Source organism: Granulicella cerasi (assembly GCF_025685575.1).
Taxonomy (GTDB): Bacteria; Acidobacteriota; Terriglobia; order Terriglobales; family Acidobacteriaceae; genus Granulicella; species Granulicella cerasi.
This window is the reverse complement of sequence record NZ_JAGSYD010000001.1, coordinates 52,819-67,020: the sequence shown is the minus strand read 5'-3', so window position 1 is coordinate 67,020 and position 14,202 is coordinate 52,819. Positions and strand designations below refer to the sequence as shown.

Genomic DNA, 14,202 nt, shown 5'->3' with positions numbered 1-14,202 from the left:
CTTCGTGACAGGTTTGCATTGACACGACAGAAGAGTAGTCTCATAAGTGGCGTCACACACGCAAAGGACAGAGAACCCATGGAACTTGGAATCATCGGTCTCGGCAAAATGGGCGGCAACATGGCAGAACGCCTCCGCCGCGCCGGGCACACGGTTATTGGTTTTGACTTCAACGCAGATGCGGTGAAGAAGCTTTCCGACGCTGGCTCGAAGGGCGTCTCCTCGCTCGAAGAGCTGTGCAAGGCTTTCACGGGTCGCAAGGCGATCTGGATCATGGTGCCGGCGGGTGAAGCCGTCGACAAGACCATCGAAGGTCTGAAGCCGTTCGCGAACAAGGGTGACATCTTCATCGATGGCGGCAACTCGAACTACAAGGATTCGCAGCGCCGCTATGCAGAGCTGCAGAAGCAGGGCTACGAGTTTGTCGACGTCGGCACCTCGGGCGGCATCTGGGGCATCACCGAGGGCTACTCGATGATGGTCGGCGGCGATGAGCCGACGGTCGAGTACTTGAAGCCGATCTTCGAGACTCTCGCACCGGCAGCTGACAAGGGCTGGGGCCGCACGGGCCCGGCTGGCGCTGGCCACTTCGTCAAGATGGTGCACAACGGCATCGAGTACGGCATGATGCAGGCGTACGCCGAGGGTTTCGCGATCTTCGAGGCGAAGAAGGAGTTCGAGCTCGACAACGCTCAGATTGCTGAGATCTGGCAGTACGGCTCGGTAGTCCGCTCCTGGCTGCTCGACCTCACCGCTGACGCGCTCAAGAAGAATCCTGAACTCGACGGCATCGCTCCCTACGTTCCGGACTCCGGCGAAGGCCGTTGGACCGTGTTCGAGGCGATCGACCTCAACGTATCCGCACCGGTAATCACCGAGTCGCTCATTCGCCGCATTCGTTCGCGCGAAGAGAACAACATGACCGACCGCATGTTGAGCGTCATGCGCGGGGCCTTCGGCGGACACGCAGTCAAGAAGGACTAAGCAGCAGAGAACAGAGATAAGAGATCAGAGATTTGGGAGCGGCAACGGTCCAATCTCTGATCTCTCTTCTCTTATCTCGATCCTTTCCGCATCTTGACCGCACTCACCCGCATCTTTCCTATCCAGGAGATATTTCCGTAATGCCAGAAACGACCCAGTCCCCCGCGGCAAACTCCGAGCGCGTTCCTGACCCATGCATCGTGGTCATCTTCGGCGCCTCCGGTGATCTCACGAAGCGCAAGCTTCTGCCGGCACTCTTTCATCTCAAGCAGCAGAACCTGCTCCCCGAGGATTTCTCGGTAGTGGGCGTAGCGCGCCGCGATCTGTCCGCGACCTTCGCCGCCGATATGCAGGACGGCATTATCAAGGGTGGCGGCGTGGACGCCGGCGACTCGACCCTGAAGCCCTTCATGGACAAGGTGAAGTACTTCGCCACCGAGTTCGACAACGACGAAGGCTTCGAAAAGCTGAAGGCATTCCTCGCTGACCTCGACGGCCAACTCGGCACCAAGGGCAACCGCCTGTTCTATCTCGCTGTGGCTCCGGAATACTTCGCAGACATCGCACAGCGCCTGCAGAAGCACGGCATGACGGACGCGCCTGAGGGCGGCTTCGTCAACGTCATCATCGAAAAGCCCTTCGGCACCGACCTCGAGAGCGCGAAGAAGCTGAACTCCGAGATCAACTCCGTGCTGAAGGAAAACCAGATCTTCCGCATCGACCATTACCTCGGCAAGGAGACGGTGCAGAACATCCTCGTCTTCCGCTTCGGCAATGCGCTGTTTGAGCCGATCTGGAACCGCAACTACATCGACCACGTGGAGATCACGGCGGCTGAGTCCATCGGCATTGAAGGCCGCGGCCCGTTCTACGAGACCGCCGGCGCGCTGCGCGACGTGCTGCAGAACCATGTGATGGAAGTGCTCTCGTTCGTTGCGATGGAGCCACCCGACTCGTTCGAGGCAGCTGCGGTCCGTACCGAGAAGCTGAAGGTGTGGAAGGCGATCGATCCGATCCCCGTGGAGAACACGGCTCGCGGCCAGTATGGCGAGGGCACCGTGGATGGCCAGAAGGTGATCGGCTACCGCCAGGAAGACCGCGTGAACCCGGAGTCGGCCACCGAAACCTATGCCGCCATGAAGCTCGAGATCGAGAACTGGCGCTGGGCCGGCGTGCCGTTCTACATCCGTGCGGGCAAGCGTCTTGCGAAGCGCGTGACGGAAGTCACGGTCGTCTTCAAGCAGCCGCCTCTGCACCTCTTCAAGAACAACGCGAAGGACGGCAGCATCCAGCCGAACGTGCTTCAGCTTCGCATTCAGCCGGACGAGGGCATCACGCTCACGTTCGGTGCGAAGATCCCCGGCCCGACGACCAACGTCAAGCCGGTAGAGATGCACTTCAGCTACGCGGATGCGTTCGGCAAGAGCTCGGCCAATGGCTATGAGCGTCTGTTGCTGGACGCAATGCTGGGCGACGGTACGCTCTTTGCCGAGCGCGAAGGCGTCGAAACGACCTGGGCTCTGATGACCCCGATTCTCGAAGCCTGGGCGGCAACCAAGCCTGCGGACTTCCCGAACTACGAGGCCGGCACCTGGGGCCCGAAGTGCGCGGACGATCTGCTGGCGCGCGATGGCCGCAAGTGGCACGAGCTGTAAGAAGACAAGGGCCCAGGGCTTAGGGTCCAGGGCTCAGACGACAACTGCCCGGGGTCTTTCTGGACCCTGGGCCCTGAACCCTGGACCCTTTGCCTATGTCTCGCACCGTCACCGCTACCTATCAGGTTTTCCCCACGCCCGCTGACATGGCTGCTGCCTCGGCGCGCTTGTTTGCTTCGAAGATTGAGCAGGCTGTTGCCGCTCGCGGCGTGGCGCGCATCGCTATCTCGGGCGGCTCGACCCCGCAGGCGATGTTCAAGCTGCTCGCTGATCCGGATGGCCCGTTCCTGAACACCATTCCGTGGGACAAGCTGCAGCTCTACTGGGTCGACGAGCGCTGCGTGGCGCCGACCGAGCCTGAGTCGAACTACGGCGTCTGCAAGGAACTGCTGCTCGATAAGGTGCCGCTGCCTGCCGAGAACGTTCATCGCATGGAAGGCGAGCTCGACCCTGAAGAAGCGGCCTCTCGCTATGAGGCTGTACTGCGGAACTCGATGAAGCTCGAAGGCGCGGAGTCGCCGCACTTTGATCTCGTGCTGCTCGGCATGGGCCCGGACGGTCACACCGCCTCGCTCTTCCCGCACACCGCGGGCCTCGACGAGATGGGCCGTATCGCCATCGCGAACCACGTGCCGCAGAAGGACACCTGGCGCATCACGCTGACGTGGATCGTCATCAACCAGGCGGCGGAAGTGGCTTTCGCGATCGCGGGCAAGGACAAGACCGACGTGCTGGCCGAAGTGCTCACCGGCGAGCGTAACGTCGAGGAGTATCCCTCGCAGCTGATTCGCCCGACGAACGGGAAGCTGCTGTTCCTGCTCGACGAAGCTGCGGCAGCAAAGCTGCCAGCGACCACCGAAGTCTTCACCACGCCGAACGGCAGCCGCAAGGTCGGCACGATCGAGATTTAGTCTTTGCGGCAGGTCGAGGCATGGATGACGGCGCAGGTGGCCTGCCGTCCATGCCTCTTGTCGTTGATCTTTTGATTTACCTTGTTTATGCGGCCAAGGAGCCGCACACACACCATGATTCTTGCAGGCGACGTAGGCGGTACGAAGGTCCATCTGGCTCTTTACAACTTCGCGGGAGGCAAGTTGCAGCCCATTCGCGATGAGAAGTTTCCCGCCGGCGAGTTCCCCTCGCTTGATGACGTGGTGAAGAAGTTTCTCGAGAGCGGGAAAGAAGACAAGACCGAGATCGTCGCGGCCTGTTTCGGCTGCCCCGGTCCCGTCCGCGATGGTCGCCTGAAGCTGACGAACCTGCCGTGGACGCTGGACTCGCGCGAGCTCGCGAAGGCGCTTGGCATCGAGCACATCTTCCTCATCAACGACCTTGAAGCGAACGGCTATGGCATCCCGGAGATCGTGCCGGAGAAGATCGCCACGCTGCACGCGGGCGACCCGAGTGTGGTGGGCCATCGCGGTCTCGTGTCCGCAGGCACCGGCCTGGGTGAAGCGCTGCTCATCTGGGACTCGGCGCGCAATGCGCATCGTCCGATCCCGTCCGAAGGTGGCCACTGCGACTTTGCGCCGCGCAACGCGCAGGAGATTGCGCTGCTGAACTACCTGATCACGACGCTGAAGGGCCGCGTGAGCTTCGAGCGCGTCGTCAGCGGCCTGGGCATGAAGAACATCTATGCCTTCCTGCGCGACGACCAGGGCATGGAAGAGCCTGACTGGCTCCGCGAGCGCATGGAGAAGGAAGACCCCAACGCGGTGATCGGCACCTGCGGCGAAGACGGCTCGAGTGAAATCTGCGCGGAAACGTTGAAGATCTTCGTGCGCAGCTTCGGCGCGGAGGCGGGGAACGTGGCGTTGAAGGTGCTTGCCACGGGCGGCATCTATCTCGGCGGCGGCATTGCGCCGAAGATCCTGAAGACGATGCAGAACGGTGAGTTCATGCAGGCGTTCCTCGACAAGGGCCGCATGTCGCCCCTGCTCGAGTCGATGCCGGTGCGCATCATTCTGGACGACACCTGCGCTCTGCTCGGCGCCGCAGCGTACGCCGAAGCGCGCGCATCGGAACTCAGCGGGCGTTCGGAGCGCGCTGCAAGTCTGCATCTGTAAACCGGTTGCACAGCGGCTGGTGCAGTGTGTACAGAATTGGAACGCATCTGAGTTTGGGTGATTGCAAACGGCGGTTCAATGGGGTACAAAGAGCAGGTCAGGAGAAGCGCGTCTTCTGGCTATGAGGCCTGATCGGCTCATAACTACAGAAGCGCATGCAGTGTTCTACCGACTTACGATCTCTCGCGGATGAAACCAATTTTCCGTTGGCCGCCAAGTAGCGATGCCAGCAGTGAGGCGCTTGTACATGAAGAAGTCCCTGTTTTTCACCCTTTCGGCCGCATTCCTTCTCACGGCGGCAGCGCCCGCGTTCGCTCAGACCGGCTGCGTCAACTCGCCTGAGAACCCGACGGCCATTCTGGCGCTGGTCGGCTCGGCTGGTGCTGTTGTGGCAGGCCTGCGCGGCCGTCTCCGTCGCTAAGCTTTCGCGATATCCTATCTTCCTCACCTTAGAGAGGAAGAGACCGCATTTATGTCTGCAGGAACCATGAGCCCCGCCTCCGATCACAGCACCGCGTCCGGATCGGGGCTTCGCCTGCCTGTTGCGGCTGCTCTGGTGGCCGCCCTCGCGGTCGTCGGCGTTATGTCTGTCTACTCGACCGCAGGCTACCTGCTGGGTCTGTGGGCGACCGATCCTCTGAAATCCATCGGTGCGTTCGTGCCGCTGGTCAGCTTCGTGCTCATCCTCCGCGTCTGGCGTTCGCTGGGCTGGGAGATGCGCGGCACCTGGTGGGGCCTGGTCATCCTCGTGGTGACGATCGCTCTCGTCCATCTGCGCGACCACGCGATCCTCGAACTGGTGCTTTCGCCGTCCAAGGCGATCTTCCTGCCGCCGCACTCGCTGGTGGCACTGGCGTACACGTCAGGACTGGTGCTGCTTTTCGGCGGCACGCGGCTTTATCGCAAGGCCATCTTCCCGATCATCCTGATGTGGTTCGTAAACCCGGTCCCGCACACCTTCAACCTTGTGGTGGACATGCCGCTGCAGCATGCGTCGGCGATGATCGCGCGCGGTTTCGCCCACGCGATGGGGCAGAAGTTGACCTCCGACCAGTTGCGCCTGATGTTCACGCCGGAGTTCGGCATGTTCATCGCGCCGGGCTGCAATGGAATCCGCGGTGCCATCACCATGGGCTTCATCGCGCTGGTGGCGGGCTACGTGTATCGCTTCCGTCCTCGCGTGATCGCGATGATGACGCTGGGTGCGATCCTGCTCGGATACATTTTCAATCTGGTCCGTCTCTGTGTGCTGGTGCTGTACTACATCGTGGCGCTGCACATTACCTGGCTGCAGTCGCGCGCGGAGATGGGCGACTACATCATCGGTGCGTGCCTGTTCTTCACGGCCACGCTCCTGCTGTTCTCGCTGATCCGTCGCTTCAACCCCACGCATGACCTGCGTCCGCCGCGAATGCCGATCCAGCCGGGGCTGCGCTTTGAGCGCGCGGGCATGTCGTTTACGGCTCGTCTGGCGGCGATGGCCGTCGTGTTCCTCGTCGGCAGCTTCAGCTACGTGCACACGATGGTCGCGGAGGCGCGCCATCCTCAGCCGCAGATCGATCAGAAAGCCCTCGGACGCTTTCCGCAGCAGCTCGGCCAGTGGAAGCTGCGCCGTGAGTGGAATGAGTATCTTACGGCTGGGCCGCTGATTTTCTACTGGGCAGATTATGCGCCTGCGGACGGCGGCCCGATCGTCTCGGTGGGCATCTCGCCGGTGCTCGGCGCGCACGACACCTTGCTCTGCCACGCGGCACGCGGCGAGGACTGGCTCTGGCACGGCGATCTGAATCTGCCGACCGCTGGCGGTTCGATCGCCTTCTCCGGATCGTTCTTCAACGACGGAGCGACACAGTATCTGGAAGCGACAACCGTCTGCGAGGGCTCCACCTGCGGCCAGCACGCGACCCAAGGCAAGCGGTTTGGACTCGTCTATAGTCGCCCGGACCTGCATTCCATGATGCAGGACGGACACGGCCGGACGATGCCGGTGCTGCTGCGCACCGAGACGCTCGATACGGCGATGGCCGCCGACCGCGCTCGCGCAGAGTTGACCAGCAATTTGGCCCAGTTCCTCTCGGCTGCCAACCTCAGCGATTTCACGGCACCGTATCGCTGATCTTATGGCGGACGTGATAGCCTCATCGCCAATAAGTACAAAGCGGCCTCAGGCCGCGATCACAATTTTCTGCGTATTTTCCAGGTGTCCCATGTCACTGCGTCGCCCGTCCTTGCCATCTTTTTTTGCGCTCCTAGCGACCTCGGTTCTTCTCGCCGGTTGCGGCGGATCCACCACACCCACTGCACCGACGCCATCGTTGACGGTAACGGGAGGCACCTACGCCACCGGCGTTGTGGGCACGGCGTACTCGCAGAGCATCGCGGTGAGCGGTGGCACTTCGCCCTACACCTGTAAGGTCACCTCCGGCTCCGCACCCACGGGCACGGCGGTTTCGAGCGGCTGCGTCATCTCCGGCACGCCTTCGGCTGCAGGCAGCTACAGCGTCACCGTGGCTGCGAGCGACTCCTCCGCCACAACGCGCACCGGTTCTGCAACGATCGCCGTGACGATCAACCCCGCACCGCCTTCGCTCACGACGACAGCGCTTCCTGACGGCGCGGTCGGCGTGCAATACAGCGCTTCTCTTGGCGTGGCCAACGGCACCTCGCCGTTCACGTGCACCGTCACTTCGGGCACGCTGCCTGCAGGGCTCACGATGGGCGCGGGCTGCGTTATCTCGGGGCTGCCCACGGCCGTGGCGAACGTCTCGCTCGGCATCAAGGTAACGGACTCCGGCTCACCGGCGCAGAGCGGTACAGGAACGGTGACGCTCAAGATCAACTCCACGCCGAACACGCGTGTGGAGGCAGGCTCGACGCCGATCGTCGGCGCCAGCGTACAGCTTTACAAGGCGGGCACGAGCGGTAACGGCTCGGCGCCGACAGCGCTGCTTTCTACGCCGCTGGTGACGGACTCGACGGGTGCTTTCGCGCTCTCCACGGCGAACTATAGCTGCTCCACCGCAGGCACGGAGATCGTCTACCTGGTGGCGACAGGCGGCAAGGCTGGCGCTTCGAGCAACGCAAACTCCGGCTCCGTGCTGCTGTCTTCGCCCGGAAGCTGCGCGGCGCTCAAGACGACCTCTTCGTTCGTGATCGACGAAGTCACGACGGTGGTATCGGCGTACGCCTTCCAGGCGTTCCTCAAGGCTGGCGCACAGCTCGGCGCGACCTCGACGAACCTCAGCGGCATCACGCTGGCCGCGAACGGCTTCCTGAACTTCGCCAATACGACGGCGGGCACCACTCCCGGCGCGGCTTTCCCGTCCACGGGCACGGCGCCCACGGCGAAGGTGAACATGCTGGCGAACGTGATGAACGCTTGCCTGCTTTCGTCCAGTGCCTCGAGCACCGCTTGCTCGTCCTTCTTCTCCGCGGCGGCGGTGAACACCGTCGCCCCCACGAACACGCTGGACGCGATTCTGAACCTGGCGAAGAACCCCACGCTGGATACGACCGCGATGTTCACGCTCTCCAGCGCGTTGAGCGCGCCGCCCTATCTGCCGACGGTGACGACGCAGCCGCCCGACTGGATGCTCTACGCCACCTATACCGGCGGCGGCATGAACGGCCCTTCGACGCTTTCGATCGACTCTACCGGTCGCGTCTGGGTGGTGAACTACTTCGCCGTAACGAGCCTCTTCACCAACACCGGCACGCCGGTCTTCGCGAGCGGCCTCACCGGCAACGGCTTGTATAACTCCTACGGCGGCGCAGTCGACGCGAGCGACAACATGTGGGTGGCCAATGAAGAAGGCGGCCCCACGGGACTCGGCACGGTCGGCGTCTTCACGAAGACCGGCGCGGTGGTGTCGGGCTCGCCGTACTCCAGCGGCGGCCTCAACTTCCCGATCTCGATCGCCCATGACTCCAAGGCCCAGGTGTGGGTCGTGGACTATGGCAACTCGCACCTGACGATCCTCGACAACTCCGGCAACCCGCTTTCGGGCAGCTCGGGCTACTCGTCCACGGCCGACTTCGCCTTCCCCGTAGCCGTTGCGGTGGACAGCAGCCGTCGCGGATGGGTGGCGAACCAGTCGTCGAATACCGTGACGCGCGTGACGTCGGATGGCACCTTCCAGAGCTACGTGGTGGGCTATGGTCCCTCGGGCGTTGCGGTGGATGCCAACAGCAACATCTGGACGGCGAACTACTACAGCCAGTCGCTCGGCCTGGTTTCGAGCACCGGCACGGTGCTTTCGGGAACGGGCTACACCGGTGGCGGCCTCACGCAGCCGCAGGGCATCGCCATCGATGGCGGCGGCACGGCATGGGTCGCGAACTATCGCTCGCCGTCCATCTCGCTCTTCTCGGGCGCGTCGTCGGCCACGCCGGGCACAGCGCTCTCCGGCACGAACGGCCTCGCGAGCGATTCGTCGCTGCTCGAGGCCTTTGCGACGGCGATCGATCAAGCCGGCAACGTCTGGATCACAAGCTTCGGCAACAACCAGCTGGTGGAGTTCATCGGTCCTGCAGTACCGGTGAAGACGCCGATGATTGGTCCGGTCGCCGTTCCGTAGTTGCGGCGAGCATCTTGCTGACCAAGGCAGAGCTTCGGCTCTGCCTTGGTTCGTTTGTACCTACTGCGGTCCGTTGCTTTGTTGCCAGCGGCCGGTCACCGGATCGAGCAGAAAGCGCTGCAAGCCGCCACGGTCCGTGCGGTAAATCCGCGTGCCTTCGCTCTCCAGCGTCGTGAGTGTCTCTGCACGAGGATGCCCGAAGGTGTTCTGCGCGCCGACACTGACGACGGCTACCTGCGGACGCACCTCGTTGGCAAACTCTACGGTCGTCGATGTGCGACTGCCGTGATGCGCAACCTTCAGCAACGTCACAGGATGTAGATCTTGCGCGGCGAGCATCGCGTCTTCGCTGGCGCGCTCGGCATCGCCCTCCAGCAGCACGCTCGCGCGGCCCGCGTCGGCCTCGAGCACAAGTGAGTCATCATTCTTCGCGCTGCGATCGTTGGTGTAGCTTCGCTGCGGCGCCAGCACGCGTATGTGCGCGCTGCCGAAATCGAACTGATCGCCTGCGCGGAACCAGCGCACCTGCACATGAAGCTGCTGCGCGAGCACGAGCAACGAACGCAGCTCTCCCGCTTGCGCCGGTTGCACACTGAGCCAGAGCTCGCGCGGACGGAAGTTCCGCATCACCGCGCTCATGCCGCCGAGATGGTCGGTGTGTGCATGCGTAATCGCCACCGCGTCGAGTCGGCGCAACTGGCGCGACCACAGATAGGGCGACACGACCTCCTCGCCCACATCCCAGCTGGACTTCGCGCGCGCCGCGTATCCCGACGGCCCACCCGCATCGATCAGCAGCGTGCGGCCATCGGGCGTGGCCAGCAGCAATGCGTCGCCCTGGCCGACATCCAGCGCGCTCAGCTCAAGCTCTCCCTGGGCGAGCTGCGGAGGCACGCTGAGCAACGTGAAGAGCGGCACGAGCGCCAGCGATACCGCACCCGCAAGCACCCACGCTCGCTGTCGCATACGCAGCAGCAGAATGGCCGCAGCGATCGCGATGCACGACCCCAACGCGCAGAGCGGTAGCGGCGCAGGCACACGCCACTCCGCGAAGGACGCGTGGCCAAGATGTCCGATGATCCAACGCAGCAGATGCAGTACGAACGCGGTGAGCATCGCAAACGGCGCGGCGATCGCGTGGCTCAGCAGAGCGGTGAAAAACATCGCCACCGCCGCACCCAGCGCCACGCACATCAGCGGAACCGAAAGCACGTTTGCCGCGAGCGACTGCAAGGCGACGCGATGAAAGTGGAGCGCCATCGGCAACGCCATGCAAAGCTCGATCGCCGCAGAGACTACGAGCGCATCGCAAACCGCGAAGAAGAGCCAGAGCGCGGGCAACATGATCCACGCGGCCCACGCGCCCATAGCATCACGCAGCACCGCTCGCCACAGTCGCAGTCGCACACGCCACGCGGCAAGCGCAGGTGCATACGCCACATCGCCTTCGGCCCGGTCGAGCTTCCTGAGCGCGCGCCGACGCTCGCTGTAGAGCCTGTGCGTGATCGGCGCAGCGATACCCGCTGCCGCGACGACGACGCAGAAGGTCATCTGAAAGCTGGCGGAGAAGAGTGCGCGCGGGTCAAGCGTCAACACCATGAGCGCCGCCATGCCAAGTGCGTTGAGCCCCGATTGCTCGCGTCGCAGCGCACGCGCCATCGCGTACGCGGCGGTCATCATCAACGCGCGTTGCACGGGCACGCCGAAGCCGGTGAGCAGGGCAAACGCCGTTACGATGGACACCATGACAGGCACGGCGATCCAATCGGGACAGCGCAGACGCTTCAGCAGCCAAAGCAGCGCGCCGGCGATCATCGTGACGTGGAGTCCGGAAACGACGACGAGATGAAACGTTCCGGTGCGCTCCAGCTCTTCGCGCCATGTATGACTCAGGTCACCGCGATCGCCAGTAAGCATCGCCTCGACCGTAGCGGTATCTTCGGCATCGAAACGCAGCCACGCAGGAAGCGCATCGTTCGCGGGTGTGGCGAGGAAGGTGCGTAGACGTTGCGAAGCCCACGTCTGCGCGTGTTGCAGCTGGCATCGCCACGATGCACCTGCGTGCTGCACCAGCAGGATGCGCTGACCGCGCGCCGAGCCTTCGAGGCCGATGCCTTGCTCCAGCAAATACTCGCGTCGCGACCACGCGCCAGGATCGCGATACTCCTCCGGCACGCGCATGCGCAGAGGCAGTTGCAGCACGTCGCCGCAACGCAACGCAGGCGCATCGCCCATCAGCAAGACACGCACGCCGCCTTGCAGCGGCACCATGCGAGAGGCATCGGGCGTCACCTGCTCGATGGCGCGGACGCGAAGGTCGACAAGATAACGCGCAGGCTCGGTGCTGAGCTCCCATCCGCCGGGCTCGACCTCCCACGGCTGCAGCTCGGCACCGTCGGCGTTGTTCACCGCGGTGTGCTCTTGCAGCGGCCGCACACTCACCACTTCGCCTTCCACCTTGCGACTAAGGCCATCGGCACAGGGCCGCAGCGTGGTCTGGGTAAGTGGCGGCCGCTCGATCTGCAACGCAACCGCGCCCAGCGCAGCCCACAGCGCGAGCACCGGTACGAGCGCGATGCGTCGCGCCCCTGCGAGCGATGTAACGGAGAGCAGCAGGAGCAGCATCAGCGCCGCGTAGAGTCGTGCCGGCGCGATCCACGCATGACGTGCTGCGACCTCGCCCGCTGCGAACGCGAGCAGTGCAGCGAGCATCGGCGCCTGTCGAAAGCGCAAAGCTTCGACGACAGGGCGATGGTTCATCCAGTAACGACGGGCACTTGAACTCAGCATGACGAAGCGCCAAAAACGTGGAACGGTATGGCTAGTCTGTCATGCTTTGCGCGGATGCGCTATGTATCGTGCATGTACCTAAGCGCGGGTAAAGCGCACCACGGTTTCCATGTGGAAGGTCTGCGGGAAAAGATCGACGAGGTGCGCCGACGTAGCCGTGTAGCCATGCACTTCCAGCACGCGCCAATCGCGCGCAAGCGTAGTGGGGTCGCAGGAGACGTAGACGATCTCGCGCGGCTTCATCGCTGCCAGCAGCGTGCAGGCTTCTTCGCCCACACCCGCGCGTGGAGGATCGAGCACCACTACTTCGGCGCGTTCGCGCTCAAGCTTCGCGCGCTTCAGGAAGTCCAGCGTTGTGGCGGCAACGGCGCGATGTTGCTTGCCGAGCTTCTTCATCGTTGCCGCGAGGTCCTGCGCGGCGAGCGGGCTGGCCTCGACAGCGGTGACCTGTGCGAAGCTCTTCGCCAGCACGCGCGAGAACAAGCCAACGCCCGCAAAGAGGTCCCACGCGATGTTGCCGCTGAGCCCATCGGTCACAAGCTTCACGAACTGCGGCAGCAGGAAGCGGTTCACCTGAAAGAAGCCGCCACGCGAAACCCAGTACGTCTCCTCGCCGACGTGATACTGCAGGCCATCCGCGCCCCACGCCTCGAAGACTTTGCCGGTAGGGCCGATCTTCGCATCCACCGCAATCGCACCTGCGCCGATGATGGCAGGAGCCGCTTCGTGCACCGCGTTCATCATGCGTGCGAAAGAGCCTTGCGCCTGCTTCGTGCGCGGCGGGCAGAGCAGCGTCATCTGCACCTTGTCGAGCGCGTCGTTCGTGAAGAGCTCAACTTCGTTGGCCGCATCAAGCCAGGCGGCCGCATCGATGTTCGTCTCGCTTATCTGTAGCAGCGTCTCCGCGATCTGCCACAACAGCGGCGCCGCGATGGGGCACTCGTTGATCGGCAAAAACTGCGTCGTCGCGCGCACGTTGTAGCCGAAGCGCAGTTCGCCATCCACGCGCTGCACGCGCAGGCGAATGCGGTTGCGATAGCCGTAGGGCTCGCCTGCAAGGATCGCGATCTCCGCGGGCACGGTTTTCACGCCAGCATCCACGAGCAGGCCGCGCAAAATGCTGCGCTTGTCCTCCGCCTGCGCGTCGTAGCGCTGCATCTGGTACTGGCAACCGCCGCAGCGCATGAAGTGTTGGCACTGCGGCGTCGTGCGCGCTGCAGACGCCGTGATCACGCGGTGCGTTCCAGCATCGACGACTTCGTCGCGCAGCACGAACGGCAGTCGCAGCGCGGCGTCTGCGCTTTGTACTTCGCCGCCATAGAGCGGTGTCGTCATGGTGATCGTGTGGCTCATTCGTGCCCCATATAGAAAAGACTCAGACGCGGCAGGCGGTACATTTCCATCAAGCGCTTCTGCTCAAACTGCGCAACGATCTGCTTCAACTGCGGTGCCGCCATCTTCGCACGATACGGCGCAAGCTCGCGCTCCGCCTGCTCGCGCAGTTGCACGAGATCGTCTTCGCTGGCCGCTTGTCGTACAGCAGCGACAAGGCGCTCTTCCATTACGGTCAACGTACGGTCCAACTCATCGAGTGGTGCCGCTGCATCACTGCGCAGCTCTGCGGCGATTGCGCGCAGCTTGAGTACCGCGCTGCTCACCACTTCATTCGAGCCTGCAAGCTGCACGGCCTTACTTGCCTGGAGCGCAGCAGCGTTGCGCTCCAGGAACGCGGCTACTCGCTCATGCTCAAAACCGCTCTCGGCAGCCTCATGCTTCGAAGCCGCCAAAGGCGCACCCGTCGCGGCTTCCACCGCTTCTTCGGCGGCTTCCATCACGGCCTGCGAAGCCCATGCGAGCCCGTTCACCTTGCGGGTACGGCCCTTGGCGCGTGCGGCTTTGGCGTCGTATTTGTCGAAGGCGCGATCGATGCCGCGCAACACCGCTTCAAGCGGAATGCCCGCCTCGCGCCACGTCTCAATCAACGCCCAGTCGAGCGTGGAGAGCATCAGCAGCGAGCCACGACGCGCGTTGAAGCGGTCTTCAATTTCAGAGAAATATTCAAAGTAGTTCATGGGAGAGAGACCAGAAATCAGAGATAAGAGATGGAGTCTACTCAGAACGCTTTCACGC

10 protein-coding genes are annotated in these 14,202 nt (G+C 63.4%); 7 read left to right on the top strand and 3 right to left on the bottom strand.

Going from position 1 to position 14,202, the window contains the following annotated elements; translation table 11 throughout:
* The first annotated feature begins 42 nt into the window (after window positions 1–42).
* The 7 genes from gnd to OHL11_RS00215 all read left to right on the top strand — a co-directional run bounded on the left by gnd (window position 43) and on the right by OHL11_RS00215 (window position 9,282).
* Window positions 43–984, top strand: coding sequence for a phosphogluconate dehydrogenase (NAD(+)-dependent, decarboxylating) (gene gnd, locus OHL11_RS00245; RefSeq protein ID WP_390236452.1), 942 nt, complete (start codon window positions 43–45; stop codon window positions 982–984).
* A 140-nt stretch (window positions 985–1,124) separates the two neighbouring features.
* Window positions 1,125–2,639, top strand: a complete 1,515-nt coding sequence (zwf, locus tag OHL11_RS00240; RefSeq protein WP_263369461.1) for a glucose-6-phosphate dehydrogenase — start codon at window positions 1,125–1,127, stop codon at window positions 2,637–2,639.
* A 95-nt stretch (window positions 2,640–2,734) separates the two neighbouring features.
* A complete protein-coding gene (gene pgl, locus OHL11_RS00235; protein WP_263369460.1) occupies window positions 2,735–3,550 on the top strand; it encodes a 6-phosphogluconolactonase in 816 nt (271 codons plus the stop codon).
* Window positions 3,551–3,664: 114 nt separating this feature from the next.
* Window positions 3,665–4,705, top strand: a complete 1,041-nt coding sequence (glk, locus tag OHL11_RS00230) for a glucokinase (protein WP_263369459.1) — start codon at window positions 3,665–3,667, stop codon at window positions 4,703–4,705.
* Window positions 4,706–4,952: 247 nt separating this feature from the next.
* Window positions 4,953–5,126: a PExPT-CTERM protein gene (locus tag OHL11_RS00225; protein WP_263369458.1), complete on the top strand. Its 174-nt coding sequence runs from the start codon at window positions 4,953–4,955 to the stop codon at window positions 5,124–5,126.
* 66 nt (window positions 5,127–5,192) lie between these two features.
* Window positions 5,193–6,821, top strand: a complete 1,629-nt coding sequence (gene xrtJ, locus OHL11_RS00220) for an exosortase J (protein WP_263369457.1) — start codon at window positions 5,193–5,195, stop codon at window positions 6,819–6,821.
* A gap of 91 nt (window positions 6,822–6,912) precedes the next feature.
* Window positions 6,913–9,282, top strand: a complete 2,370-nt coding sequence (locus tag OHL11_RS00215) for an NHL repeat-containing protein (protein WP_263369456.1) — start codon at window positions 6,913–6,915, stop codon at window positions 9,280–9,282.
* Between the two features lie 60 nt (window positions 9,283–9,342).
* On the opposite strand, the gene OHL11_RS00210 is transcribed toward OHL11_RS00215, so the two are convergent.
* The 3 genes from OHL11_RS00210 to OHL11_RS00200 form a co-directional block, all read right to left on the bottom strand.
* Entirely contained in the window at window positions 9,343–12,072 is a 2,730-nt protein-coding gene (locus OHL11_RS00210; protein ID WP_263369455.1) for a ComEC/Rec2 family competence protein, read from the bottom strand.
* Window positions 12,073–12,150: 78 nt separating this feature from the next.
* On the bottom strand, window positions 12,151–13,425 hold the full coding sequence (locus OHL11_RS00205; RefSeq protein ID WP_263369454.1) for a class I SAM-dependent RNA methyltransferase: 1,275 nt from the start codon (window positions 13,423–13,425) through the stop codon (window positions 12,151–12,153).
* Complete coding sequence (locus tag OHL11_RS00200; RefSeq protein WP_263369453.1) at window positions 13,422–14,144, bottom strand: hypothetical protein; 723 nt, start codon at window positions 14,142–14,144, stop codon at window positions 13,422–13,424. Before OHL11_RS00200 ends, OHL11_RS00205 begins: the two co-directional genes overlap by 4 nt.
* Window positions 14,145–14,202: the final 58 nt, after the last annotated feature.